The following is a 24,761-nucleotide window of genomic DNA, read 5'->3' as shown; positions in this document are numbered from 1 at the left end:
GCTGCTGTCAACACCTCTTTTTCTCCGCTTTCGACCGAGAAGATCGAATCGTTAATAGCGTCAAACAACACGACCCTACCAACTTCTTCTGGGCTTCGATGAACTGAAGCAATCCGCTGCCTTATTCTGCATAACTCTTTGTTTACCAAGGAGTTTTGAGTTTCGACTGCGCCGGAAGTGGGGCGAATTATAGACGTCTACAATCTGCGGTCAAGCGTTAATTACGCTTTTGTTGCAGTGGGTGCTTTTTTAGTAATAAGTCGGGGGATTCGGCGCGCCACTGGCGGTACACGCAGTACCAGAAGCAACGCACCTATAGAAGCATAGATAGCCCATTCCTTCAGATCAGCTCGCACGATCCACAGCATGTGCAACAGACCAAGCCCAAGAATCACATACACCAGCCGATGCAGCTTCTTCCAGCGACTACCCAGTCGGCGTTGGCTATAGCGATTAGAAGTCACCGCCAACACAAACAAAGACAAGAACCCCAGCGCCCCCACAATAATGTAGGGCCGCTTACGCAGCTCCACACCCAATTGCGACCAATCCAGCCCCAGGACAAACACACAGTAAGCCGCTAAATGCGCCACTACATAAGCAAAGCACCACAATCCAAGCTGCCGGCGCACCGCGATCCACCCCGCCCAACCGCTCAGTTTCTGCAGCGGCGTCATTCCAAGGGTAATCAGCAAGAGGATCAGGGTACCCAGGCCAAGCCGATCAACCAGCACCTTGCCCGGATCCGGCCCCAAGGCAAAACTCCATGCCTCATACAGCCATAATAACGGCCACACTGCCGCAGCTATAAAAACGCCAATGCGCCAGATGGGGTAACGCATCAGTAGTTCTTCCGCAGATCGAGGCCTGTATATAAAGAGGCGACCTCATCCGAGTAGCCATTGAACATCTGCGTCTCACGCACATTGGGACTGAACAGCCCACTTGGCAGACGACGCTCCCGCGCCTGGGTCCAGCGGGGATGATCCACCGTAGGGTTCACATTCGCATAGAAGCCATATTCATCCGCCGCGATACTCTGCCAAGTGGTTTTGGGCTGCTCGCTTACAAGACTGATACGCACGATGGATTTCACGCTCTTGAAACCGTACTTCCAAGGTACGACCAGACGTAACGGTGCACCGTTCTGATTGGGCAACTCGCGCCCATACATGCCAACGGCCAGAATCGCCAAAGGGTTCATCGCTTCATCCAGACGCAGCCCTTCTACATAAGGCCAGTCGATCAAGCCAAAACTCGAACGCTGCCCAGGCATGCTCTTGGCATCCTGGAGGGTTTCAAAGCGGATGTATTTGGCCTTGGAGGTCGGCTCAACCTGCTTGAGTAAGGCAGAGATCGGAAAACCCATCCACGGGATGACCATCGACCACGCCTCGACACAGCGTAAACGGTAGATCCGCTCTTCTAATTGATAGGGCTTCATGAAGTCTTCAAGGGCGTAACGCCCCGGCTTTGCGACCTCACCATCGATCACCACACTCCAGGGCTCGGTCTTGAGCGAGCCCGCATTTTTCGCAGGATCGCCCTTGTCTGTACCGAACTCGTAGAAGTTGTTGTAGTGGGTTGCGTCCTTGAACGGGGTGATGGGCTCATCCTTGACCGTCACCGCCTGCCATTTCGTTGCCGGCAATTTTTCGGCAAACCAATTGGGCGCCTTGCCAGGCTCAACATCGGGATAACGCGCGGCCTCGTCAGCACTGGCCCAACGCGGCAGGCTGCTGGCAGCAATGCTGGCAAGCGCACCACCGAGCAAGCTACGGCGAGAAAGGTAGAAGGATTCAGGCGTGACATCCGATTCTTGGCAATCGGACGCTTTGGGCAATTTGATTAACATGGCAACTCCGCAGCATTGGAGAACTGATGCACCAATAGACTGCGGAGTATGGGGGAAATTACATTAAGGCAACGTTTTGTCCCGACGCATATGCAGCAAGTACTGAATCGGCCCCGAAGCGGCGTAGACCAGGAAGGCCAATAGCAGGATCCGAGGAGGATCACTGAAGACCACCGCGAACACCAATACCACTGCCAGGATCGCCACGAAAGGCACACGCCCTTTGAGATCAAGCTCCTTGAAGCTGTTGTACTTGATGTTGCTGACCATCAGCATACCGGCCGCAGCAACCATCAACGCCACCAGGAACGACATTTTTGAACCCTGGATGCCGTAGTCACTGAACGCCCAGACGATACCCGCGACCACGCCCGCTGCCGCCGGACTGGCCAGACCAATGAAGTAACGCTTGTCAGCAGTACCCACCTGGGTATTGAAGCGCGCCAGACGCAACGCCGCACCCGCGACATAGATGAAGGCGACCATCCAACCAACCTTGCCCATGTCCCCCAGCGCCCAGGCGAAGGCCAGCAGTGCAGGCGCAACACCAAAGGCAACCATGTCCGATAGCGAGTCATACTCGGCACCGAAGGCGCTTTGGGTGTTGGTCATGCGCGCCACGCGACCATCAAGGCCGTCCAGCACCATGGCCACAAAGATTGCGATGGCAGCAAAGCCGAAATACTTGCTGGCGCTCGCCGCATCACCCGCCGCCAGGGCACTTTGGGCACTCATTGAGTTGATGATGGAATAGAACCCGGCAAACAGGTTTGCCGTAGTGAACAGATTGGGCAGCAAATAGATGCCACGATGCCGGACCTTACGGCCTTCAGCGTCATGCCCTTCTTCGACATGTTCATCGATCGGTAGCAGGCTTTCGGCGTCAGAAGCCTGGCTTGGCTCTTCGGGACGTTCGCTCATGGACTTTACCTTGCAACGGTGTGAAAAAAATTCGACCAATACTTGCGGCGAGTGTTCGCCCGCAAACGATGCAGCTTTATACCAGAACCCGCCCCTCAAACGAAAAAACGCGGCCTAAGCCGCGTTTTCTGTTGATACGTACGACTTAGTTTTTGGCTTTGTCGACGATCTTGTTGGCACCGATCCACGGCATCATGGAGCGCAGTTGCTCGCCGATGACTTCGATACCGTGAGCAGCGTTGTTACGACGCTTGGCGGTCATCGAAGGGTAGCCGGTAGCACCTTCGCTGATGAACATTTTGGCGTACTCGCCGTCCTGAATACGTTTCAGGGCGTTGCGCATAGCTTGGCGGGACTCGGCGTTGATCACTTCCGGGCCAGTCACGTACTCGCCGTATTCGGCGTTGTTGGAGATCGAGTAGTTCATGTTGGCGATACCGCCTTCGTACATGAGGTCAACGATCAGCTTCAGTTCGTGCAGGCATTCGAAGTAGGCCATTTCCGGCGCGTAGCCAGCTTCAACCAGGGTTTCGAAACCGGCTTTAACCAGCTCAACGGTACCGCCGCACAGAACGGCCTGCTCGCCGAACAGGTCGGTTTCGGTCTCGTCCTTGAAGGTGGTTTCGATGATGCCGGTACGACCGCCACCTACGCCGGCAGCGTAAGACAGCGCAACGTTCTTGGCATTGCCCGAAGCATCCTGGTAGATCGCGATCAGGTCAGGGATACCACCGCCTTTGACGAACTCGGAGCGTACGGTGTGACCCGGCGCTTTTGGCGCGATCATGATCACGTCCAGGTCAGCGCGTGGCACAACCTGGTTGTAGTGAATCGCGAAGCCGTGGGAGAAGGCCAGGGTGGCGCCCTTCTTGATGTTCGGCTCGATTTCGTTCTTGTACAGGGCGGACTGGAACTCGTCCGGGGTCAGGATCATGACCAGGTCGGCAGCAGCAACAGCGGAAGCAACGTCAGTCACTTTCAGGCCGTGGGCTTCTGCCTTGGCAACAGTGGCAGAGCCTTTACGCAGGCCAACGGTCACGTCAACGCCGGAGTCTTTCAGGTTGCAAGCTTGCGCGTGACCCTGGGAGCCGTAGCCGATGATGGCGACTTTCTTGCCCTGGATGATCGACAGGTCACAATCTTTATCGTAATAAACTTTCATGAGGTTCCTCTATATATCCAGGCCGTAAGGCCATTCGCTAATTTGGGTTAGATGCTGAGTACTTTGTCGCCACGGGCAATCCCGGTGACACCACTGCGTACCGTTTCCAGAATCGAGGCCGTCCCGATCGACTGGATGAAGCTGTCCAGCTTGTCGCTCGTACCGGTCAGTTGAACGGTATAAACACTGGCGCTCACATCGACGATCTGCCCGCGATAAATATCGGTAGTGCGCTTGATCTCGGCACGTTGAGCACCCGTGGCCTTAACCTTAACCAGCATCAGCTCGCGCTCGATGTGGGCGCTTTCCGACAGGTCGACCAACTTGACCACTTCGATCAGCTTGTTGAGGTTCTTGGTGATCTGCTCGATCACCTCATCGTGGCCCACGGTGGTCAACGTCAGGCGCGACAGGGTCGGGTCTTCGGTCGGTGCCACGGTCAGGCTTTCGATGTTGTAGTTGCGTTGCGAAAACAGGCCGACAACACGAGACAGAGCGCCGGGTTCGTTCTCCAGAAGCAGGGAGATAATGTGCCGCATGATTAAGTACGCTCCGTCTTGTTCAGCCACATATCGCGCATGGAGCCGTCTTTGATCTGCATCGGGTAGACGTGCTCGCTGGTATCCACTTGAATATCGAGGAACACCAGGCGGTCCTTCATGGCGAACGCCTCTTCCATCTTCGGCTTCAGATCTTTCAGATCAGTGATGCGAATGCCGACGTGGCCATAGGCTTCAACCAACTTGATGAAATCCGGAAGCGATTCCATGTAGGAATGGGAGTGACGGCTACCGTAGCTCATGTCCTGCCACTGACGAACCATACCCAGCACACCGTTGTTCAAGCACACGATTTTCACCGGAAGACCGTACTGCAGGCACGTCGACAGTTCCTGGATGTTCATCTGAATGCTGCCTTCACCGGTGACGCACGCGACGTCAGAGTCCGGGAAACTCAGTTTCACACCCATAGCTGCTGGGAAACCAAAGCCCATCGTGCCCAGGCCACCGGAGTTGATCCAGCGGTTAGGCTTGTCGAACTTGTAATACTGCGCGGCGAACATCTGGTGCTGGCCCACATCGGAGGTCACAAAGGCGTCGCCCTTGGTCACTTCGCAGAGGGTCTCGATCACGGTTTGTGGCTTGATGATGCTGCCGTCACCCTTGTCGTAAGGAAACAGGCCGCGGTCACCGCGCCATTCGTCGATCTGCTTCCACCAACTGGCAACGGATTCCTTGTTCGGCGTCTCACCGATGTCCTTGAGCGCAGCAACCATTTCGGTCAATACACTTTCAACAGGACCTACAATCGGCACGTCGGCCTTGATGGTCTTGGAGATGGACGCCGGGTCGATGTCGATATGGATGATCTTGGCATTCGGGCAGAACTTGCTCGCGCCATTGATCACGCGGTCATCGAAACGTGCGCCCACTGCCAGGATCACGTCGGCATGGTGCATGGTCAGGTTGGCGGTGTAGCTGCCGTGCATGCCCAGCATGCCCACGAACTGACGGTCCGTACCCGGGAATGCGCCGAGGCCCATCAGGGTGTTGGTGACCGGCAGGTTGAGCAGCTTGGCCAGTTCGGTCAGCGGTGCAGAACCGCCGCCCAGGATCACGCCACCACCCGAGTACAACACGGGACGCTTGGCCGCCAGGAGCATTTCTGCCGCCTTGCGGATTTGGCCCGAGTGCCCACGAACGGCCGGGCTATAGGAACGCAGCTTGGCTTTCTTCGGGAAAACGTATTCGAATTTTTCAGCCGGGTTGGTCATGTCTTTCGGGATATCGACCACGACAGGACCCGGGCGACCGGACTGCGCGAGGTAGAAGGCCTTTTTCATGACGTCCGGAATTTCCGAGGCATGCTTGATCATGAAGCTGTGTTTCACGATCGGCCGGGAGATACCGATCATGTCGGTTTCCTGGAACGCATCGGTCCCCACCATGGTGCTTGGCACCTGGCCGGAAATGATCACCATCGGGATGGAGTCCATATAAGCAGTCGCGATGCCAGTAATGGCATTGGTTGCGCCTGGACCGGACGTTACCAGTACCACACCGGCTTTACCGGTGGCACGGGCATAACCGTCAGCCATATGGGTCGCGGCCTGTTCGTGACGAACCAGGATGTGGGTAACAGCCGGTTCCTTGAACAGTGCGTCGTAAACATGCAGCAGAGCACCACCTGGGTACCCGTAGATATAGTCGACGCCTTCGTCACGCAAAAAGCGGACGAGCATCTCACCGCCAGATAAAAGCTCCACGTTGTTCACCTCTAAAACGCCAGAATACCGTCCGTTTAAAACCGACGGGTCTTAATAGGTTTACTTCTCAACAGAGCATGAGCGACGGTGGTCGCCGACTACGTCAGCACTGACTGAGCAAGTATTGGGATCGTCCCAAGTGTTGCGGGCTTTTCCCACCCAGCGCGAGGTAACGCGTTGCGGGTGTAACAGGTCGGCGCGGATGTGCGCCTCATGATCTGCTGAGCGGGCCTGCTTCTGGCAGTCCCGATACAGCGGACTTTGGATTCTTCTGTTTCAGGCCTCTCAAGTCAAGCAATAATTGCGCTTTTTTCCAACTAAGCGCATGAGAACGTAGAAGAAAGGGCTTTGAGGAGGGATAAAACTCGCCTGAATGTCGTCAAGCGGTAGAAATGTGCGCAAGACTGCCGGAAAAACCGGCAGCCAGGCAATTAACGAGCGTCGACGATCAGTTGATCGAACTTTTTCAGCGCGTTACGTAAACCAAGACTCTCCTGAGGCCGATCGGCATAGACCATCTCGGCCATTTCGAGAATGCCTGACGCATTGGGCAACGGCAGGTCCTCTTCGAGAATCTGTTTCATGCGCACCAGAAAAATCCATTGCAACCACTGGTGGAAGTCCAGTGAGTCGACCGCAAACGGCTCGACGCTGCTGAGCGCCTCGGTGCTGGGGGACACTTCGTCCCACCAGCCCTGCACGCGCAATTCGCGCTCGATCAGCAATAACTGTTCGGCAATCGCTGGAAACCGAGCATCCATCAGAGGCTGACCTTGGCTTTTTGCCGAGCCTGGGCAGCGCCGGCGGCGTCACCTTGTGCGGCGCGCGCATCACCAATCAAAGCCCACAGACTGGCTTGCAGATCAGGACGACCGTTGGCCAGGGTCAGGCCACGACGGGCAAATTGCTCAGCCTGCGGCGCATCGCCCTGGGCCATGCGTACCTGGGCAAGGCGATACAACACTTGCGGTTCACGGGGCGCAACACGCTGGGCCCGCTCAAGGCTCGACGATGCACCATTCAAATCCCCCCCCGCCTGCTGTTGCTGGGCAGTGGTCAGCAACGCCAGCACCGGGCCATCCAATTGCTCGTCGGCTGACAAACCGCCAGCGCTGGAGGACGATGGAATGCCGCTCGGCGTCGACGGCATGGTGTAGGTACCCTGGTTGATCGGCGCGGTCTGCATCGGCGCGGAATCGACCGGCCCGGAGGTGCTTGGCCCAGGCGTCCAAGGCTCGGCACTGATTGGCGCCGAGGTAGCTGCACCGCCGCCCGGCACCATCACGACCACACCCGAATCCTGCGGCACGGCCTGAGGCCTGGCCTGGGCCGGACGGTTGGTCACGGTTTGGCGGAAACCGCCATTGGCCGATATCCGGTCATTATTGGAGACAGCTGTACTCGAATCCACCACAGGAATAGAGCCGCGCTGCACGCTGGAGCAACCGCCGAGCAAAGCCAGAGCTGTAATAGCTGGAATCCACCACTTGTTCACTTGAAACCCTCTTTGCTTAATTCATCCAGCCCTTGACCCAATCCATCACCGATTCCGCATCTGCAGGGGCTCCGCCACCGCACGCAGCACCGGCTGGTGGTTCGCTGCCGCGAATATACGGCATCTGCACCGCGCCCGGACAGTTGGCATCGGAGCCCTGGCCGGTATGCGGATCAATCCAGGCCTGCACGATGTTATCCGGCTGCGGCATGTTCAGCGGCAGCGGGTCGGCCTTGCGCATGAAACTGGTCCAGACCTGCAATGCGCCAGTGGCGCCGGTGAATGGTGTCTTGCCATTGTCGTCACGGCCCAGCCACACCACGGCGAGCACATCCTGGCCGAAACCGGCGAACCAGCTGTCACGGGAGTCGTTACTGGTACCGGTCTTGCCCGCCAGTGTCAGGTTGGAAGGCAAGACTTTATAGACCGAGCTGCCGGTACCTTCACGCATCACACGCTGCATGGCGTTCTGGATCAGATAGATGGAGCCCGCATCGAAACGCTGCTGAATCTGGAAAGGATAGCGCTTGAGCGGCTCCCCCTCCGCCGTCAGTACACTGCGGATCCCGCGCATCGGGGTGTTGAAGCCACCGTTGGCGAGGGTCTGGTACATGGTCGCCACTTCAATCGGCGTCATGGCACCGGCACCCAGCAGAATCGACGGGAAAGCCGGGAATTCGCGGGTGATGCCCAGGCGCGCGAGTGTCTTGAGGACATTCGGCACGCCAACCTCCAAGCCGAGCCGGGACGTGGAAATGTTATAGGAATGGGCCAAGCCCTGGTACAGGAACACCGTGCCGTGGGAGCGGCGATCAAAGTTCTGCGGCGTCCAGACCTGGCCGTCCCCTCCTTTGACCGACAGTGGATCATCCGACAGCCAGCTGGTGAGGGTGTATTTGCTCGGCTTTTCCAGCGCCGTCAGGTAGACCGCCGGCTTGACCAGCGAGCCGATCGGCCGCACGGCATCCAGTGCGCGGTTGAAACCGGCAAAGCTGGCCTGACGACTGCCGATCATGGCCTGGACTTCACCGGTTTCCGGGTTGGTCACCACCATGGCGGCTTCTACTTCGTCGGCGCCCTTACGGCCCGTCAGGCGCTTGAAGGTGTCGTTGACCGACGCTTCTGCCTTCATCTGCAGGATCGGGTCGAAACTGGTGAAGATCCGCAGGCCTTCTTCGGTCAAGTCTTCGTCGCGGTAGTCTTCACGCAACTGGCGCTTTACCAGATCGATAAAGCCTGGGAATGAACTGTCCGCCAACTTCCCGCGGGTTGTCACACCCAGTGGCATTTTCTTCGCCGCGGCCACTTGTTCCGCCGTGGCAACGCCTTGCTGTTCAAGCACATCGAGCACCAGGTTACGGCGCTCAAGCGCACGCTCCGGATTGCGACGCGGGTTGTAGTAGGAAGGCCCCTTGACCATGCCCACCAACAAGGCCACTTGATGCAGCTTCAACTCCGACAGCGGCTGACCGAAAAAGAACTGGCTGGCCAAACCGAAGCCGTGCACCGCGCGCTGACCATCCTGGCCGACGAATACCTCGTTGAGGTACGCCTCAAGGATCTCCTGCTTGCTGTAGTGCAGCTCGAGCAGCATCGCCATCATGGCTTCGGTGAGCTTACGGGTCAGGCTGCGCTCGTTGGTCAGGTAGAAGTTTTTCACCAACTGCTGGGTCAGCGTACTGCCGCCCTGGGTCATCCTGCCTCCGGATGTATTCACCCAGACAGCACGGGCAATCGACTTCGGCGAAACGCCCCAGTGACTATAAAAGTCGCGGTCCTCTACAGCCACCAACGTTTCCAGTAGATACGGCGGCACCTGATCAAGCTTGATCAGGATGCGATCTTCAAGGTTCTTCGGGTAAATCCCGCCGATCATCAGCGGTTCCAGGCGTACCACCGGCAACTTCGAACCGTTAAGGGAGGACAGTTCGGCCACGTAGTCGCCGGAGAAGCGCACGCGCACAGGCTGGGCTTTCTCCAGGCCTTCATAGAACTGAAAGCCGCGGGTATTGAGGTCGACGGTGTTGCCGCTGACCGCAGCCGCCCCCGGACCATTGCTCACGGGTTCGCGTCGATAGCCCAGGGCGTCGAGTTCGGTGAGGAAGTCATCCTTGCTCAGCTTCTGGCCGGTGAACAGTTCCAGCGGGCGTGCGTACACCTTGGCCGGGATAGTCCAGCGCTTGCCGGAGAACTTCTCCTGGACCACAGCGTCGAGGTAGACCGCAAAGCCAGCGAGCACCACAAGGCCTACCAGGCCGAGCTTGAGCGCCCAGCCAAGCCACGGGCGCAGGCCGCGGGAAGGAGGTTTTTTACGGGAACGGGGAGATCGGGTTCGAGTCATGGCGGCGGATTATACGCACTTTATTGATGATCAACATGAGCCGGACAGCGGTTTGCACGACCGCCCGTAGCAGCCATAATGCGCGCCATGATTTCCCCCCGACTCTGAAGGATCGCCCGTGAGCCAGTCACTGATCGCAGCCCTGCAAAACCCGGCTTTGTACCCTCATCCGGTTGAAGCGTTCCAAGTCATCGAAACGCATATTTCATGGGTCATCTTGACCGGCCCCTACGCTTATAAATTGAAAAAACCGATGAACTTCGGGTTCCTGGACTTCACCGACCTGGAGAAACGCGGGCACTTCTGCAACGAAGAGCTGCGCCTCAACCAACGCCTGACAACGGATCTGTATCTGGAAGTGTTGCCGATTACCGGCACTGCCGAAGCCCCACAATTGGGTGGCGAAGGCCCGGTGATCGAATATGCCCTGAAGATGCGTCAGTTCCCGCAAAGCCAACTGCTCAGCACCCTGCAAGCCAATGGCGAATTGACCGCCACGCACATCGATGAAATGGCCAGGCAGATCGCACGCTTTCACCTCGCCGCACCAAAAGTGCCGCAGGACCACGCGGCCGGCACCCCCGATGAAGTGATGGCGCCGGTACGGCAGAACTTCGACCAGATCCGCCCATTCCTCAGCGACAAGGCCGACCTGATTCAACTGGAAGCCCTGCAAGCCTGGGCCGAAAGCAGCTTCGAGCGCCTGAAACCGCTGCTGGCACAGCGCAAGCTCGACGGTTTCACCCGCGAGTGCCACGGTGACATCCACCTCGGCAACGCCACCTTGATTGACGGCAACGTGGTGATCTTCGACTGCATCGAGTTCAACGAGCCGTTTCGCTTCACCGATGTGTACGCCGACACCGCTTTCCTGGCCATGGACCTGGAAGACCGCGGCCTCAAGTCCCTGGCGCGGCGCTTTATCAGCCAGTACCTGGAACTGACCGGTGACTATCAGGGCCTTGAAGTGCTGAACTTCTACAAAGCCTACCGCGCCCTGGTACGTGCCAAGGTGGCGCTGTTCAGCATGCCGAGCGAGGCAAGCCCTGTGCAGCGCGCCACGACCCTGCGCCAATACCGCAACTACGCCAACCTGGCAGAAAGCTACAGCACCATTCCATCGCGCTTCCTGGCAATTACCCATGGCGTCTCGGCAGTGGGCAAAAGCCACGTGGCCATGCGCCTGGTGGAAGCATTGGGCGCTGTACGCCTGCGCTCGGACGTGGAGCGCAAGCGCATGTTCGGCGAGCAGCAGGTGGAAAACACGCCCCAGGCCGGCATCTATGCATCCGACGCCAGCGCCAGGACCTACGCTCGCTTGAATGACATCGCGGATACCGTGCTGCGCGCCGGCTTCCCGGTAGTAGTGGATGCCACCTTCCTCAAACGCGAACAACGCGACGCCGCAGCCAAGGTGGCCGAAGCCACGGGGGCGCCGTTCCTGATCCTGGACTGCAACGCGCCACAGGCGGTTATCACCAGTTGGTTGGCGCAACGTCAGGCCGACAAAAACGATCCATCCGACGCGACCCTGAGCGTTATCGAAGAACAACAGGCCAACCGTGACCCACTGACCGCCGAAGAACTGTTGCTGAGTAAACGCGTCGAGACCAACCAAAGTGGAACCCTCGATGCGTTGGTCGCACAAATTCGCCAGCGCCTGCCAGGCCTGTAAGAAAAATTTCTTGGGCGTGTCGCCTACTTGGACGCACGCCCAAGAAATAGTGGCACTATAATGGCGTCATAAATCCAACAGGAGTCGTTTTCATGAGTCAGCCCAAGCTTCTAGATACACCGCTCTACGCACTCCTGCATAAAGACGATATTCGTGGCTTCAATCAGGCACGCCCGGCAGGCGGCATTATCGACATGCGCGGCGGCGACTTCCGTGGGCTGGACTTGCGCGACCTGAACGCCACCGGCGTGGACTTCACCGACGCGTATTTCCGCTCCGCCGACTTGCGCGGCCTGGATTTGCGCGACTGCTCAATGGAAGGCGCTAGCCTGGCCCATGCGCAGATTTCGGGCACCTACTTCCCGCCTGAATTGACTGCCGATGAGATCCTCATGTCGGTCAATTTCGGCACTCGCCTGCGCTACCGCACCAAGTAACATTCGATCCAAGCCCGACTACGCGCAACGCGTAGCGGGTGCTTCACGCCTGCCCAGCGTCAAAATCCCCGCGCCATTCTTATAAGCTTTTTGGCCGTTTCGGACCAAAGAACTACGCTTTTCCTACTGAGCGCTACACTGCTGTTCAGGCCTGCCTGGTCACGATACCCACCGCACCATTCGGCCGTCGCAAGGAGGCTTGATGAACGATGAGCTGCAACACCTGAAAAACCTTGGCAAGACGTCAGCGCAGTGGCTGCATGCGGTGGGCATCCACAGTGCATCCGACTTGCGTCGCCTGGGAGCGGTCGATGCGTATCGAGCCGTCAGGACTCGCGGGTTTCGCGCATCAAAAGTGTTGCTCTATGCGATCGAAGGGGCCCTGATGGACGTGCACTGGAATGACATTCCGGTCGAGCGTAAGGAGGCGTTGAACCGCCAGCTGGATGCCATTTCAGCGCGTCAGAAGAGCTAGGTCGTCGGCAAGGCCCAATGTTTACGCGCACTTCGAACGGACGTTTGAGGAAAACCGCAGATCCTTCAAAAACAACTGTTGACTCTCAAATGAGAATCGTTATGATTATCACAACTGGTCGCGAGATCAGCCGATAACTGAAAGACCATTGGTTCGGACTCTCAGATTATCTCCTCATCAGGCTAATCACGGTTATTTGACCCGGCTTTTGCCGGGTCTTTTTTTGCCTGTGAAAAAGCACGCCTCAGCGAGCAATGATTAACGGATGCCCACGCTCCGGGTGCGGCTGAACCAATACTTCCAAACCAAACACGGCCTTAAGCGGCTCGGGCCGCAGCACCTGCGCCGGTGTATCCAAGGCGTGGGGACGGCCCTGCTCCAGCAGCAAAATGCGATCACAGTAGCGCGCAGCCAGGTTCAGGTCATGGAGGATCACCAGCACCGCTGCACCACGATCGGCAAAGCGGCGGATCGCTTGCAGGGTCGTGTGCTGATGCAGGGGGTCCAGCATCGATGTCGGCTCATCCAGCAGCAATGTCTGCCCCGACTCACCTGGCCATAGTTGCGCCAGCACCCGCGCGAAGTGCACACGTTGACGCTCGCCGCCAGACAGCGCCAAGTAACTGCGACCTTTCAAGTGTGCGACGTCTGCCGCCAGCAAGGCTGCGTGGATAATTTCATCATCGCGCACACGCCCCGCCTGGTGGGGCAAACGGCCCATGCCGACCACCTCTTCGACACGGAACGCGAAGTCCAGGGTCGAGGTTTGTGGCAACACCGCCAGCCGCTGCGCGCGCTGCGGTCCGCTCCAGTCTTTCAACGCCTGCTGCCCCAACCACACCTCGCCCTGATCCGGATGCAACTCACCGCACAACGCCCCCAGCAACGTACTCTTACCCGCGCCATTGGGACCCAGCACACCGATCACTTCACCCGGCAGCAACTCCAGAGTGACGTCCGCCAGCACGACCTTGTGGCCACGCCGGATCTGCAGGTCTTCAACACGCAGCATCAGGCACGCCCCCGTAACAACAGGTAAAGAAAAAACGGCGCGCCAATAAACGCAGTCACGATACCAATCGGCAATTCAGCCGGTGCCAAGGCCAGTCGCGCAACCAAGTCGGCAAACAGCAACAAACTCGCGCCCGCCAATATCGACGCCGGCAGCAGCACGCGGTGATCAGGCCCGGCCAGCAACCTGACCAGATGCGGCACCACCAGCCCGACAAAACCAATCATGCCCGCCGCAGCCACCGCAGCACCTACACCTAATGCGGTACAGAACACCAACTCGCGCTTGAGCCCTTCAACATCAATACCCAGGTGATTGGCTTCGGATTCACCGAGCAACAGCGTATTCAATGCCTTGGCCCGGCGCGGCAACCAGAGCGCCACACCGGCACTGACCAGCAATAAGGGCCATAACCGCGAATAGCTCGCGCCGTTGAGGCTGCCAAGGTTCCAGAACGTCAGGGTACGCAGGGTGGCGTCGTCCGCCAGGTAGGTGAACAGGCCCACCGCCGAGCTTGCCAGTGCAGTGAGGGCAATGCCGGCAAGCAGCATCGTCGCCACATTGGTCTGACCGTTACGACGCCCCAGTCGATAAACCAGCGCGGTCACGCCCAGCCCGCCTAGAAACGCGCACAGCGACAGCACATAAGGCCCGAATGCCTCCGGTAACCCACCAAAAAATGCACCGCCGACAATGGCGATTGCCGCCCCCAGTGCCGCCCCGCTGGAAACCCCGACCAACCCCGGATCGGCCAACGGGTTACGAAACAACCCTTGCATGGCCACGCCCGACAACGCCAATACGCCGCCAACCGCCAAACCGAGCAACGTACGCGGCAAACGAATCTGCCCCAGGATCAACTCAGCCTGTTCCAGGCCTTGCGCCTCTATCGGCACGCCCATCAAGCGCAATGCCGCCTTGAGCGTATCCAGCAACGGTAAGCTTACCGGGCCCAACGCCAACGAGAGCCAGGTCGCCAACAGGCATAACAGCGCCAGGCCGATGAACAGCGTTTTCGGCTTAACCAGCGTGGTCATGGGGCAGGTTTAGCCTGTGATGGGTAAAAACCGGCCGAGAGTTTCACCAGACTTTGCGGCAGGCGCGGTCCAAGCCCACCCACCAGCAAGGTCGGGTCCAGCTCGAACACGCGGCCACGCTTGGCCGCCGGCGTCGAAGCCAGGATGGGATTCTCCTTGAACAACGCCGCGCGCGCCGCGTCCCCCGTAAGAGCGCGGTCGGCAAACACCAGCACATCCGGGCTCAACCCTGCCAACGACTCAGCCGAAAACGGCTTGTAACCGCTGTGGGTAGCCAGGTTATGCCCGCCGGCCTGCTGCACCACCCAATCGCCCGCCGTGTCCTTACCGGCAATCAACGGCTTGCCGCCAGCATGACCGATCAGCAGCAACACGCCCGGTGCCTTCTGCGCGGCCTGAGCCTTGGCGACCCAGCTTTTCTGCTGATCAAGGGCCCGTTCATATCCGGTAAACAATGCACTGGCCTTAGCCTCATCTCCCAGCAACTTACCCAAGTGCTGAAGATTACCCTTCAAGGTCGGCAAATCCGGCTGCGCCGAAAACATCTCGACCTGGACACCTGCACTGCGAATCTGCGCCAGCACCGGCGGCGGCCCCATCTCTTCAGTCCCCACCAGCACCTGTGGGCGAAGGCTGAGAATGCCTTCGGCCGACAATTGCCGTTGATAGCCGATACTTGGCAACGCCTTGAGCGATTCAGGATGCTGGCTGGTGGTATCCACACCCACCAACTTCGGCTCACCGCCCAACGCCGAGACCCATTCCGACAGCGCCCCACCGGCACTCACCCAGCGTTGTGGCAGTTCAGAGGCTTGCGCCCCATGGTTGACCAGCAGTCCGACAACAAGCGCAATAGCGCTGGCACTCAGGCGCATAACAGGGTTTCCTTCCAAGGGCAGGGCCTTTCGAGCACCCATCGATGTGACAGATAACCCCTGCCGGGCATCGAACTGAGCACCCAGTCAGCTAACGGGCGAAGCCGGCATTTGATAATTGTTTGCATTTGAACGTCAAGGCACTTAAGGATTGAAATGAAGTTTCTCTGCCCCTCGGACATGCTCGCGCCCAACAGCAGCCTCGGTTTTACGATGGATGGCACCCCGCTGCTGGCGGTACGCCGGGACGGCATCGCCTACTTCTATATCAACCGCTGCCCACATCGCGGCATTCCACTGGAGTGGCAACCCGACCGGTTCCTAGACGACAGCGCCAGCCTGATCCAGTGCGCCACCCATGGCGCGCTGTTCCTGATCGAAAGCGGCGAGTGCATTGCCGGCCCATGCGCAGGTAAAAGCCTCAAGGCCCTGCAAGGTCGCGAAGACGAGCAGGGCCTGTGGGTGGACCTCTAGTCGAGCAGCACGTCTAACCGACGATCCACGCAAATCTCCTCGGATGTAACGCGCACCCCATACGCCAACACTTCCACCCCAGCAGCTTTAGCTTCGCGCAAGGCCGCACCATACGCGGCATCGATTTCCAGCGCCGGGCGCACCGCGTCAATCCCCGAGAGGTTGACGCAATACAACTGCACCGCCCGCACACCTTCACGCGCCAGATGCGCCAGTTCCCGCAGGTGCTTGGCGCCACGCTGGGTCACCGCATCGGGGAAAGCGGCAACCCGGGTGCCATCAAACCCCAGCGTGACACTTTTGACTTCCACATACGCCGCGCCGTCGGGATATTCGAGACGAAAGTCGATGCGGCTTTTCTCCTGGCCGTAAGGCACTTCCCGCTTCAACGCGGTGAAACCGTTGAGTTCAGTGATCACGCCAGCGCGCAACGCCTCCTCGACCAACGGATTGGCGCGTGCCGTGTTAACGCACGCCAAGCGGCCCTGGGGCGTTTCGGCAATTTCCCAGGTGCCGGGCAACTTGCGCTTGGGGTCATTGGAGCGACTGAACCAGACCTGCCCGCCTTCCACCATGCAATTGAGCATCGAACCGGTATTTGGGCAGTGAATAGTCAACAACTCGCCGGTAACGGTTTCGATATCGGTGAGAAAGCGCTTATAGCGGCGAATCAGCCGGCCTTCTTCGAGGGGAGGATAAAAACGCATCAGCCTTGCCAGCTCCGCAGGCCACGCTGGATTCGTTCCACCGCCTCCTGTAGTCGATCAAGGTTTTGGGTGTAGGCAAAGCGCACATGATGGCCCGCTTGATAGCGGCCAAAATCCAGACCGGGGGTAAAGGCGACATGCTCGGTTTCTAGGAAATGACGACAAAATGCGAAGGCATCTGTGCCGAACGCACTGATATCGGCATACAAATAGAACGCACCTTCCGGCTCTACGGCAATCCCGAAGCCCAACTCGCGCAAGGCGGGCAGCAGGAAATCGCGACGCCGGCCAAATTCGGCACGGCGCTCCTCCAGAATGCTCAGGGTCTGCGGGGTAAAGCAGGCGAGCGCGGCATACTGGGCCATGCTGGGCGCGCTGATATACAGATTTTGCGCCAGTTTTTCCAGGTCGCCGACCGCAGCTGGCGGCGCCACCAGCCAGCCGAGGCGCCAACCGGTCATGCCGAAATACTTCGAAAAACTATTCAGGACGAAGGCCTCATCGTCGACCTCCAGCACACTGGCGGCGTCAGTGCCGTAGGTCAGGCCGTGATAGATCTCATCCACCACCAGATGGCCGTTACGCGCCCTGATTGCGTCGGAAAGCCCGGCTAATTCATCACGCGTGAGGATCGTGCCGGTGGGATTCGCCGGGGAGGCAACCAACGCGCCCACGCTGTCCTGATCCCAGTGTTTGGCCACCAGGTCAGCGGTCAGTTGATAACGCACGTCAGGGCCTACCGGCACCAGTTGCGCGGCACCTTCCACCAGGCGCAGGAAGTGCCGGTTACACGGGTAACCCGGGTCTGCCAGCAGCCAATGCTTGCCGGGGTCCACCAACAGACTGCTGGCCAGCAACAGTGCGCCGGAGCCCCCTGGGGTGATCAGGATGCGCTCGGGATCGACGTTCAATCCGTAGCGCTGCTGGTAGAAACCGCTGATGGCTTCACGCAATTCCGGCAGGCCACGGGCCGCGGTATAGCGGGTCTTGCCATTGGCCAACGCCGCCTGACCCGCCTTGATGATCGGCTCAGCCGTGGTGAAATCCGGCTCGCCGATCTCCAAGTGGATCACATCATGGCCTGCCGCTTGCAACTCATTGGCTCGCGCCAGCAACGCCATGACATGAAAAGGTTCGATGGCGCGACTGCGCGCACTGTAGGGCTGAGCCATTAGCCTTCCTTAACGGTGAGGACAAAATCAGGATTCTACCGAACCCTCGCGGTAAAACATGCTCTATTGCCTGCCTGGCCGTCCAAGATGAACCCGGCAAGCGCTTGCAAAACGACTAAAATCAACATTCGAGACGATGTATACCCAGCCACAGCGGGCTGCTGCAGTTGGCAACCCCTGCGTGACGGGCGTCGACAACCGGGAGTGGCGCACCCTGAATCTATCTGGTAAGTTCGCCCGCTTGCAGCCGCAGGGCCGGCAGGTGTCGGTGACGTTGCAATCCTGCGCAATGGATTAGAAGAGTGAGAGGCGGTCTATTCATGTCCACCCAAGCAAAGCAACAGAGCATCAGCGGCTTCCAACCCTACGTTGAATCGAAGGGTGAGGAATACATGGGCAAGCCCATGCGCGAGCACTTCTCCAAAATCCTGAAGCAGTGGAAGCAGGACTTGATGCAGGAAGTCGACCGCACGGTTGACCATATGAAGGATGAAGCGGCCAACTTCCCGGACCCGGCAGACCGTGCCAGCCAGGAAGAAGAGTTCGCCCTAGAACTGCGCGCCCGTGATCGCGAGCGCAAGCTGATCAAGAAAATCGACAAGACGTTGCAACTGATCGAAGACGAAGAATACGGCTGGTGCGAATCCTGCGGTGTCGAGATCGGTATCCGTCGCCTGGAAGCCCGTCCTACTGCGGACCTCTGCGTAGATTGCAAGACCTTGGCTGAAATCAAGGAAAAACAGGTCGGCAAGTGATCCAGCCGAGCTGAACGAATGGGGCGTGCGAACGCCCCATTTTTGTTTCTGGGATTTACCGATTTTCCAGTAGTATCCGACCCATGACTGCCTCTACCTATATCGGGCGTTTCGCCCCCACGCCCAGCGGCCATTTGCACTTCGGTTCCCTGGTCGCCGCCCTCGCCTCCTACCTCGATGCCCGCGCCAATCACGGCCGCTGGCTGATGCGCATGGAAGACCTCGACCCTCCCCGCGAAGAGCCCGGCGCCCAGGCGGCAATCCTGCATGCCCTGGAGAGCTACGGTTTTGAGTGGGATGGCGAACTGGTCCGACAAAGCGAGCGGCATGACGCCTACGCCAAGGTACTGAACGATATGTTCAACCACGGCCTGGCCTACGCCTGTACCTGTTCACGTAAACAATTGGAGCCCTACGACGGGATTTACCCAGGCCTGTGCCGAAATGCCGGTCACGACCAGCAGGACGCCGCCATCCGCCTGCGTGTTCCCGAGTTGGAGTACCACTTTACTGACCGCGTACAAGGAGAATTCCGACAACACCTGGGCCGTGACGTCGGCGACTTCGTCATCCGTCGCCGCGATGGCCTCTACGCCTATCAACTGGCCGTGGTGCTCGACGATGCCTGGCAAGGGGTTACCGATATCGTGCGCGGCGCCGATCTGCTCGACTCCACGCCACGCCAACTGTACCTGCAGGAGTTGCTGGGCCTGCGCCAGCCGCGCTATCTGCACGTACCGTTGATCGTCCAGCCGGACGGTAACAAGCTGGGCAAATCCTATCGTTCCCCGCCGCTGAATCCCGACCAGGCCACGCCGCTGCTATTGAGAGCCCTGCGCGCCCTTGGCCAGCAGCCTGGCGACGAACTGCTTCATGCCAGCCCACGGGAGTTGCTGGATTGGGGCATTGTGCACTGGGATGCCAGCAGGATCCCACGCACACTGACCCTGGCCGAAGCGCAATTACGCTGAAGGCGCTTGCAGCCTGCCAGCCATCCGTTACCATCGCGTAGGAGCGAGCTTGCTCGCGAAAAACTCCCAGGCAACACGTTTATCCAGGATGTACGCGTTTAGGTTAGCGCCCTTCGCGAGCAAGCTCGCTCCTACAGAAAACCGTTGCATTACCGCACTCTCAATCAAAGGCCAACATGTACATCTATCGATTGGTCCTGCTGCTGGTCGTCGGGATCTACCTGTTTTCCCCCGCCATCATGGATTGGTGGATCGACGCCACGGGCGCCTGGTATCGCCCCTATCTGCTGTGGCTGATCCTGATCGTCGTGACCTTCATCCTGCAGAGCCAAAAAGATGCCGATGAGCTTTAGCCTCACTCAGATGCTGCTGATCAGCGCCGCCTACCTGGCCGCGTTGTTCGGCGTCGCCTGGATCAGTGAGCGCGGAATGATTCCGCGGGCGATCATTCGCCATCCGTTGACCTACACCTTGTCCCTCGGCGTGTACGCCAGCGCCTGGGCGTTCTATGGCACCGTCGGCCTGGCCTATCAATACGGCTACGGCTTTCTCTCCAGCTACCTGGGGGTGTCAGGTGCATTCCTACTGGCACCGGTGCTGCTGTACCCGATCCTGAAAATTACTCGCACCTATCAGTTGTCGTCACTGGCCGACCTGTTCGCCTTCCGCTTCCGCAGCACGTGGGCCGGGGCATTGACCACGGTATTCATGCTGATCGGCGTGCTGCCCTTGCTGGCCCTGCAGATCCAGGCGGTGGCCGACTCCATCAGCATCCTGACCCGCGAGCCGGTGCAACACCGGGTCGCCCTGGCGTTCTGTGCGCTGATCAGCCTGTTTACGATTTTCTTCGGCTCACGCCACATCGCCACCCGCGAGAAACACGAAGGGCTGGTATTTGCGATTGCGTTCGAATCGGTGATCAAGCTGATCGCCATCGGCGGCGTCGGCCTCTACGCGCTCTATGGCGTGTTCGACGGCCCGCAACAGCTGGAGCTGTGGCTGCTGCAAAACCAGACCGCCCTCGCCGCCCTGCACACGCCGCTGCAGGAAGGCCCATGGCGCACGCTGTTGCTGGTGTTCTTCGCCTCGGCGATCGTAATGCCGCACATGTACCACATGACCTTCACCGAGAACCTCAACCCGCGCTCGCTGGTCAGCGCCAGCTGGGGCTTGCCGCTGTTCCTGCTGTTGATGAGCCTTGCGGTGCCGCTGATCCTCTGGGCCGGCCTGAAACTGGGGGCCACCACCAACCCCGAGTATTTCACCCTGGGTATCGGTATCGCCGCCAATAGCCCGGCGTTGGCGCTGCTGGCGTATGTCGGCGGTTTGTCTGCTGCCAGCGGGCTGATTATCGTCACGACGCTGGCTCTATCGGGCATGGCCCTCAATCACCTGGTGCTGCCGCTGTACCAGCCGCCCGCCGAAGGCAATATCTACCGCTGGCTGAAATGGACGCGCCGCGCACTCATCGTCGCGATCATCATGGCCGGCTACGGGTTCTACCTGTTGCTCGGCGCCGGGCAGGACCTGGCCAACCTGGGTATTGTCGCGTTTGTCGCCACCTTGCAGTTCCTGCCGGGAGTGCTGTCGGTGCTGTACTGGCCGACCGCCAATCGCCGTGGGTTTATCGCCGGGCTGCTGGCCGGGATCCTGGTATGGATCGTCACCATGCTGCTGCCGTTGGTCGGCAACCTGCAGGGTTTCTACATTCCGCTGCTGAACATGATCTACGTGCTGGACGACACCAGTTGGCATATGGCGGCGATTGCCTCGCTGGCCGCCAACGTACTGATGTTCACCCTGATCTCGCTGTTCACCAATGCCAGCCCGGAAGAGACCAGCGCCGCCGAGGCGTGCGCGGTGGATAACGTGCGTCGCCCGCAGCGCCGCGAACTGCACGCGGCCTCGCCCCAGGAATTCGCCACGCAACTGGCCAAGCCCCTCGGTGCCAAGGCGGCTCAGAAGGAAGTCGAGCAGGCGCTGCGCGATCTGTACCTGCCCTTTGACGAGCGCCGCCCGTATGCGCTGCGTCGCCTGCGCGACCGCATCGAAGCCAACCTGTCCGGCCTGATGGGCCCCAGCGTGTCCCAGGACATGGTGGAAACCTTCCTGCCCTACAAGGCCGGCGGCGAAAACTACGTCACCGAAGACATCCATTTCATCGAAAGCCGGCTGGAGGATTACCACTCACGCCTCACCGGCCTGGCGGCCGAACTCGACGCCTTGCGCCGTTACCATCGCCAGACCCTGCAGGAACTGCCGATGGGCGTGTGTTCCCTAGCCAAGGATCAAGAGATCCTGATGTGGAACAAGGCCATGGAAGAACTCACCGGCATCGCCGCGCAACGGGTGGTGGGCTCGCGCCTGAATACCCTGGGCGATCCGTGGAAAGAACTGCTCCAGGGCTTTATCAACCTGCCCGACGAGCATTTGCACAAACAGCACCTGGCCCTCGACGGCCAGACCCGCTGGCTCAACCTGCACAAAGCCGCGATCGATGAACCGTTGGCCCCCGGTAACAGCGGCCTGGTTCTGCTGGTCGAAGACCTGACTGAAACCCAGATGCTCGAGGACAAGCTGGTGCACTCCGAGCGCCTGGCCAGCATTGGTCGCTTGGCGGCGGGTGTGGCCCACGAAATCGGCAACCCGATCACCGGTATCGCCTGCCTCGCGCAAAACCTGCGGGAAGAGCGTGAAGAAGACGGCGAAATCATCGAAATCAGCGGGCAAATCCTCGAACAGACCAAGCGCGTCTCGCGCATCGTGCAGTCGCTGATGAGCTTTGCCCATGCCGGCGGCCATCAGAATCTGGATGAGGCCGTATGCCTGGCCGAAGTGGCCCAGGATGCCATTGGGCTGCTCGCCTTGAACCGGCGCAATTTCGAAGTACAGTTCTTCAACTTGTGCGACCCCGACCATTGGGTCGACGGCGACTCACAACGCCTGGCCCAAGTGCTGATCAACCTGCTGTCCAACGCCCGTGACGCAACCCCGGCCGGTGGTGCGGTACGCGTCAAGACCGAGGCTTTCGAACATACCGTCGATCTGATCGTCGAAGATGAAGGCAGCGGTATTCCACAGAACATCATGGACCGATTGTTCGAACCCTTCTTCACCACCAAGGACCCGGGTGAAGGTACCGGTCTGGGCCTTGCACTGGTCTATTCCATCGTTGAAGAGCATTATGGACAAATCACCATCGACAGCCCGGCTGACACCGAAAGCCAACGCGGCACCCGTATTCGGGTGACCTTGCCGCGTCATGTCGAAGCGACGTCCGCTGTGAACTGAGACCGTCGAGAGAATTGAATCAATGCCGCACATTTTGATCGTCGAAGACGAAACCATTATCCGCTCTGCCTTGCGTCGCCTGCTTGAACGTAATCAATACCAGGTCAGCGAAGCCGGCTCGGTGCAGGAAGCACAAGAGCGTTTCAGCATCCCCACGTTCGACCTGATTGTCAGTGACCTGCGCCTGCCCGGCGCACCGGGCACCGAGCTGATCAAGCTTGGCCAGGGCACCCCGGTGCTGATCATGACCAGCTATGCCAGCCTGCGCTCGGCGGTTGATTCCATGAAAATGGGCGCGGTGGACTACATTGCCAAGCCGTTTGACCACGATGAAATGCTCCAGGCCGTGGCCCGCATCCTGCGCGACCGCCAGTCTGCCAACAGCGCGCCTGCCGAACAGCGCCCAGCCGGCAAGGCCACCAACGGCGCCGACAAACCGGGAGTCGACAACAGCAACGGCGAAATCGGCATCATTGGCTCCTGCCCGCCGATGCAGGACCTGTACGGCAAGATCCGTAAGGTCGCGCCCACCGACTCCAATGTATTGATCCAGGGCGAGTCAGGCACCGGTAAAGAACTGGTGGCCCGCGCCCTGCACAACCTGTCCAAACGCGCCAAGGCGCCGATGATTTCGGTGAACTGTGCGGCGATCCCCGAATCCCTGATCGAGTCCGAACTGTTCGGCCACGAGAAAGGCGCGTTTACCGGCGCCAGCGCTGGGCGTGCGGGCCTGGTGGAAGCGGCGGACGGCGGGACGCTGTTTCTTGATGAAATCGGTGAGTTGCCGCTGGAGGCCCAGGCGCGACTGCTGCGTGTGCTGCAGGAAGGTGAGATTCGACGTGTAGGCTCGGTGCAATCGCAGAAGGTTGACGTACGCCTGATCGCGGCCACCCACCGCGACCTCAAGAGCCTGGCCAAGATCGGTCAATTCCGTGAAGACTTGTATTACCGCCTGCACGTGATCGCGCTCAAATTGCCGGCCCTGCGTGAGCGCGGTGCCGACGTGAATGAGATCGCCAACGCATTCCTGCTGCGCCAGAGTGCACGCATCAACCGTACCGACCTGACGTTCGCGCCGGACGCCGAGCAGGCGATTCGGCATTACTCGTGGCCGGGTAACGTGCGGGAACTGGAGAATGCGGTCGAGCGTGCAGTGATCCTGTCGGAAAGCCCGGAAATTTCCGCCGAGCTGCTGGGTATCGACATTGAGCTCAGTGACTTGGAGGATGACGATTTCATTGGCCTGGCCCCGACACAGGGCGGCGCCAGCAATACCAGCCATGAGCCGACGGAAGATTTGTCACTGGAAGACTACTTCCAGCATTTCGTCCTTGAGCATCAGGACCACATGACCGAGACCGAGCTGGCACGCAAGCTGGGCGTGAGCCGCAAGTGCCTGTGGGAACGCCGCCAGCGCCTGGGCATTCCACGGCGCAAGACCGGGGTGGCCAGCGAAAGCTGAGGGTGCGCCTCCACAGGTAACACCCTCAGATGTGAAAAAACTGTTACCGCGGATATTTCGCGTAACAAAAGCCGGGGCTTACGGTAACGAAGCCCCGGCTTTTTTTCGCCCGTCAAAAACCAAAAAACACCTCAACCCCCCGGTTTTGCTGGGCGTCGCAAAAGTTGGCACGCACCCTGCTATATGCTTAGTACAAAAACAATAACAAGCTTTGTACAAGACAATAAAAATAAGACGAATCGACTCACGCATAACAAAAACAACACGGCGGAGGCGCAGCTAACTGATTCTTTTGGAGAGGCGTTGCATTTGGGGCTTGCCCCGCAACCAGGCCGAGAACAACAAAAACTGCCCTAAGGCAGAGCCTGAACTGGTTGG

At 59.2% G+C, this 24,761-nt stretch carries 23 protein-coding genes; 9 read left to right on the top strand and 14 right to left on the bottom strand.

Features of this window, described 5'->3' with window-relative positions:
* Positions 1–221: 221 nt before the first annotated feature.
* The 9 genes from msrQ to mrcB all read right to left on the bottom strand — a co-directional run bounded on the left by msrQ (position 222) and on the right by mrcB (position 10,040).
* The gene (gene msrQ, locus PspCFBP13509_RS11370; protein ID WP_065925288.1) at positions 222–842 is read right to left on the bottom strand and encodes a protein-methionine-sulfoxide reductase heme-binding subunit MsrQ; all 621 of its coding nucleotides are present in this window, start codon (positions 840–842) and stop codon (positions 222–224) included.
* Complete coding sequence (gene msrP, locus PspCFBP13509_RS11365; RefSeq protein ID WP_065925289.1) at positions 842–1,855, bottom strand: protein-methionine-sulfoxide reductase catalytic subunit MsrP; 1,014 nt, start codon at positions 1,853–1,855, stop codon at positions 842–844. The genes msrQ and msrP overlap by 1 nt, the downstream gene beginning before the upstream one ends.
* A 63-nt stretch (positions 1,856–1,918) precedes the next feature.
* On the bottom strand, positions 1,919–2,776 hold the full coding sequence (gene pssA, locus PspCFBP13509_RS11360) for a CDP-diacylglycerol--serine O-phosphatidyltransferase (RefSeq protein ID WP_027605398.1): 858 nt from the start codon (positions 2,774–2,776) through the stop codon (positions 1,919–1,921).
* Between the two features lie 145 nt (positions 2,777–2,921).
* Positions 2,922–3,938, bottom strand: coding sequence for a ketol-acid reductoisomerase (gene ilvC, locus PspCFBP13509_RS11355; RefSeq protein ID WP_003176099.1), 1,017 nt, complete (start codon positions 3,936–3,938; stop codon positions 2,922–2,924).
* A 47-nt stretch (positions 3,939–3,985) separates the two neighbouring features.
* On the bottom strand, positions 3,986–4,477 hold the full coding sequence (ilvN, locus tag PspCFBP13509_RS11350) for an acetolactate synthase small subunit (RefSeq protein WP_003176102.1): 492 nt from the start codon (positions 4,475–4,477) through the stop codon (positions 3,986–3,988).
* A 2-nt stretch (positions 4,478–4,479) separates the two neighbouring features.
* The gene (locus tag PspCFBP13509_RS11345; protein WP_065925350.1) at positions 4,480–6,204 is read right to left on the bottom strand and encodes an acetolactate synthase 3 large subunit; all 1,725 of its coding nucleotides are present in this window, start codon (positions 6,202–6,204) and stop codon (positions 4,480–4,482) included.
* A gap of 431 nt (positions 6,205–6,635) precedes the next feature.
* A complete protein-coding gene (locus tag PspCFBP13509_RS11340; RefSeq protein WP_065925290.1) occupies positions 6,636–6,965 on the bottom strand; it encodes a YqcC family protein in 330 nt (109 codons plus the stop codon).
* The gene (locus tag PspCFBP13509_RS11335; protein WP_137212051.1) at positions 6,965–7,699 is read right to left on the bottom strand and encodes a tetratricopeptide repeat protein; all 735 of its coding nucleotides are present in this window, start codon (positions 7,697–7,699) and stop codon (positions 6,965–6,967) included. The genes PspCFBP13509_RS11340 and PspCFBP13509_RS11335 overlap by 1 nt, the downstream gene beginning before the upstream one ends.
* A 16-nt stretch (positions 7,700–7,715) precedes the next feature.
* On the bottom strand, positions 7,716–10,040 hold the full coding sequence (gene mrcB / locus PspCFBP13509_RS11330; RefSeq protein ID WP_065938262.1) for a penicillin-binding protein 1B: 2,325 nt from the start codon (positions 10,038–10,040) through the stop codon (positions 7,716–7,718).
* A gap of 118 nt (positions 10,041–10,158) precedes the next feature.
* Between mrcB and PspCFBP13509_RS11325 the strand changes: the two genes are divergently transcribed.
* The 3 genes from PspCFBP13509_RS11325 (at position 10,159) to PspCFBP13509_RS11315 (ending at position 12,627) form a co-directional block, all read left to right on the top strand.
* Entirely contained in the window at positions 10,159–11,715 is a 1,557-nt protein-coding gene (locus PspCFBP13509_RS11325) for a bifunctional aminoglycoside phosphotransferase/ATP-binding protein (protein WP_065925293.1), read from the top strand.
* A gap of 92 nt (positions 11,716–11,807) precedes the next feature.
* Complete coding sequence (locus tag PspCFBP13509_RS11320) at positions 11,808–12,152, top strand: pentapeptide repeat-containing protein (protein WP_065925294.1); 345 nt, start codon at positions 11,808–11,810, stop codon at positions 12,150–12,152.
* Positions 12,153–12,354: 202 nt separating this feature from the next.
* The gene (locus PspCFBP13509_RS11315; protein WP_027605391.1) at positions 12,355–12,627 is read left to right on the top strand and encodes a TfoX/Sxy family protein; all 273 of its coding nucleotides are present in this window, start codon (positions 12,355–12,357) and stop codon (positions 12,625–12,627) included.
* A 244-nt stretch (positions 12,628–12,871) separates the two neighbouring features.
* Here the strand turns inward: PspCFBP13509_RS11315 and PspCFBP13509_RS11310 are convergent, their stop codons facing one another.
* The 3 genes from PspCFBP13509_RS11310 to PspCFBP13509_RS11300 are packed head-to-tail and all read right to left on the bottom strand — an operon-like array spanning position 12,872 to position 15,551.
* On the bottom strand, positions 12,872–13,639 hold the full coding sequence (locus PspCFBP13509_RS11310; RefSeq protein ID WP_065925295.1) for a heme ABC transporter ATP-binding protein: 768 nt from the start codon (positions 13,637–13,639) through the stop codon (positions 12,872–12,874).
* Positions 13,639–14,622: a FecCD family ABC transporter permease gene (locus tag PspCFBP13509_RS11305; RefSeq protein WP_178084544.1), complete on the bottom strand. Its 984-nt coding sequence runs from the start codon at positions 14,620–14,622 to the stop codon at positions 13,639–13,641. The genes PspCFBP13509_RS11310 and PspCFBP13509_RS11305 overlap by 1 nt, the downstream gene beginning before the upstream one ends.
* Before the next feature lie 50 nt (positions 14,623–14,672).
* The gene (locus PspCFBP13509_RS11300) at positions 14,673–15,551 is read right to left on the bottom strand and encodes a heme/hemin ABC transporter substrate-binding protein (protein WP_137212049.1); all 879 of its coding nucleotides are present in this window, start codon (positions 15,549–15,551) and stop codon (positions 14,673–14,675) included.
* Positions 15,552–15,707: 156 nt separating this feature from the next.
* Here PspCFBP13509_RS11300 and PspCFBP13509_RS11295 point away from each other — a divergent pair, with 156 nt between their 5' ends.
* Positions 15,708–16,025 (top strand): Rieske (2Fe-2S) protein, encoded by a 318-nt coding sequence (locus PspCFBP13509_RS11295; protein ID WP_137212048.1) that lies wholly within the window; start codon positions 15,708–15,710, stop codon positions 16,023–16,025.
* Here PspCFBP13509_RS11295 and sfsA read toward each other — a convergent pair.
* The gene (gene sfsA, locus PspCFBP13509_RS11290) at positions 16,022–16,732 is read right to left on the bottom strand and encodes a DNA/RNA nuclease SfsA (RefSeq protein ID WP_065925299.1); all 711 of its coding nucleotides are present in this window, start codon (positions 16,730–16,732) and stop codon (positions 16,022–16,024) included. The two genes, PspCFBP13509_RS11295 and sfsA, sit on opposite strands and share 4 nt — an antisense overlap.
* Complete coding sequence (locus PspCFBP13509_RS11285) at positions 16,732–17,904, bottom strand: pyridoxal phosphate-dependent aminotransferase (protein WP_137212047.1); 1,173 nt, start codon at positions 17,902–17,904, stop codon at positions 16,732–16,734. Before PspCFBP13509_RS11285 ends, sfsA begins: the two co-directional genes overlap by 1 nt.
* 320 nt (positions 17,905–18,224) lie before the next feature.
* Between PspCFBP13509_RS11285 and dksA the strand changes: the two genes are divergently transcribed.
* The 5 genes from dksA (at position 18,225) to PspCFBP13509_RS11260 (ending at position 24,383) form a co-directional block, all read left to right on the top strand.
* Complete coding sequence (gene dksA, locus PspCFBP13509_RS11280) at positions 18,225–18,659, top strand: RNA polymerase-binding protein DksA (protein WP_005791430.1); 435 nt, start codon at positions 18,225–18,227, stop codon at positions 18,657–18,659.
* An 83-nt stretch (positions 18,660–18,742) separates the two neighbouring features.
* Positions 18,743–19,630 carry a tRNA glutamyl-Q(34) synthetase GluQRS gene (gluQRS, locus tag PspCFBP13509_RS11275; protein WP_137212046.1) on the top strand — a complete coding sequence of 296 codons (888 nt, stop codon included), beginning with the start codon at positions 18,743–18,745 and terminating at the stop codon, positions 19,628–19,630.
* A 176-nt stretch (positions 19,631–19,806) separates the two neighbouring features.
* Complete coding sequence (locus PspCFBP13509_RS11270; RefSeq protein WP_003176118.1) at positions 19,807–19,983, top strand: hypothetical protein; 177 nt, start codon at positions 19,807–19,809, stop codon at positions 19,981–19,983.
* Positions 19,967–22,921 carry a sensor histidine kinase gene (locus PspCFBP13509_RS11265; RefSeq protein ID WP_027605383.1) on the top strand — a complete coding sequence of 985 codons (2,955 nt, stop codon included), beginning with the start codon at positions 19,967–19,969 and terminating at the stop codon, positions 22,919–22,921. The genes PspCFBP13509_RS11270 and PspCFBP13509_RS11265 overlap by 17 nt, the downstream gene beginning before the upstream one ends.
* A gap of 22 nt (positions 22,922–22,943) precedes the next feature.
* Positions 22,944–24,383, top strand: coding sequence for a sigma-54-dependent transcriptional regulator (locus tag PspCFBP13509_RS11260; protein WP_137212045.1), 1,440 nt, complete (start codon positions 22,944–22,946; stop codon positions 24,381–24,383).
* Positions 24,384–24,761: the final 378 nt, after the last annotated feature.

Origin of the sequence: Pseudomonas sp. CFBP13509, assembly GCF_005233485.1 — a bacterium.
Classification (GTDB): Bacteria; Pseudomonadota; Gammaproteobacteria; order Pseudomonadales; family Pseudomonadaceae; genus Aquipseudomonas; species Aquipseudomonas marginalis.
The sequence above is the reverse complement of the archived record's forward strand: the minus strand, read 5'-3'. Positions and strand labels throughout refer to the sequence as shown.

Bases quoted from the DNA above. Each gene is read 5' to 3' on its own strand.
- msrQ (WP_065925288.1), bottom strand. From the start codon at position 842: ATGCGTTACCCCATCTGGCGCATTGGCGTTTTTATAGCTGCGGCAGTG.
- msrP (WP_065925289.1), bottom strand. From the start codon at position 1,855: ATGTTAATCAAATTGCCCAAAGCGTCCGATTGCCAAGAATCGGATGTC.
- pssA (WP_027605398.1), bottom strand. From the start codon at position 2,776: ATGAGCGAACGTCCCGAAGAGCCAAGCCAGGCTTCTGACGCCGAAAGC.
- ilvC (WP_003176099.1), bottom strand. From the start codon at position 3,938: ATGAAAGTTTATTACGATAAAGATTGTGACCTGTCGATCATCCAGGGC.
- ilvN (WP_003176102.1), bottom strand. From the start codon at position 4,477: ATGCGGCACATTATCTCCCTGCTTCTGGAGAACGAACCCGGCGCTCTG.
- PspCFBP13509_RS11340 (WP_065925290.1), bottom strand. From the start codon at position 6,965: ATGGATGCTCGGTTTCCAGCGATTGCCGAACAGTTATTGCTGATCGAG.
- mrcB (WP_065938262.1), bottom strand. From the start codon at position 10,040: ATGACTCGAACCCGATCTCCCCGTTCCCGTAAAAAACCTCCTTCCCGC.
- PspCFBP13509_RS11320 (WP_065925294.1), top strand. From the start codon at position 11,808: ATGAGTCAGCCCAAGCTTCTAGATACACCGCTCTACGCACTCCTGCAT.
- PspCFBP13509_RS11315 (WP_027605391.1), top strand. From the start codon at position 12,355: ATGAACGATGAGCTGCAACACCTGAAAAACCTTGGCAAGACGTCAGCG.
- PspCFBP13509_RS11310 (WP_065925295.1), bottom strand. From the start codon at position 13,639: ATGCTGCGTGTTGAAGACCTGCAGATCCGGCGTGGCCACAAGGTCGTG.
- PspCFBP13509_RS11300 (WP_137212049.1), bottom strand. From the start codon at position 15,551: ATGCGCCTGAGTGCCAGCGCTATTGCGCTTGTTGTCGGACTGCTGGTC.
- PspCFBP13509_RS11295 (WP_137212048.1), top strand. From the start codon at position 15,708: ATGAAGTTTCTCTGCCCCTCGGACATGCTCGCGCCCAACAGCAGCCTC.
- sfsA (WP_065925299.1), bottom strand. From the start codon at position 16,732: ATGCGTTTTTATCCTCCCCTCGAAGAAGGCCGGCTGATTCGCCGCTAT.
- PspCFBP13509_RS11285 (WP_137212047.1), bottom strand. From the start codon at position 17,904: ATGGCTCAGCCCTACAGTGCGCGCAGTCGCGCCATCGAACCTTTTCAT.
- dksA (WP_005791430.1), top strand. From the start codon at position 18,225: ATGTCCACCCAAGCAAAGCAACAGAGCATCAGCGGCTTCCAACCCTAC.
- gluQRS (WP_137212046.1), top strand. From the start codon at position 18,743: ATGACTGCCTCTACCTATATCGGGCGTTTCGCCCCCACGCCCAGCGGC.
- PspCFBP13509_RS11270 (WP_003176118.1), top strand. From the start codon at position 19,807: ATGTACATCTATCGATTGGTCCTGCTGCTGGTCGTCGGGATCTACCTG.
- PspCFBP13509_RS11265 (WP_027605383.1), top strand. From the start codon at position 19,967: ATGCCGATGAGCTTTAGCCTCACTCAGATGCTGCTGATCAGCGCCGCC.
- PspCFBP13509_RS11260 (WP_137212045.1), top strand. From the start codon at position 22,944: ATGCCGCACATTTTGATCGTCGAAGACGAAACCATTATCCGCTCTGCC.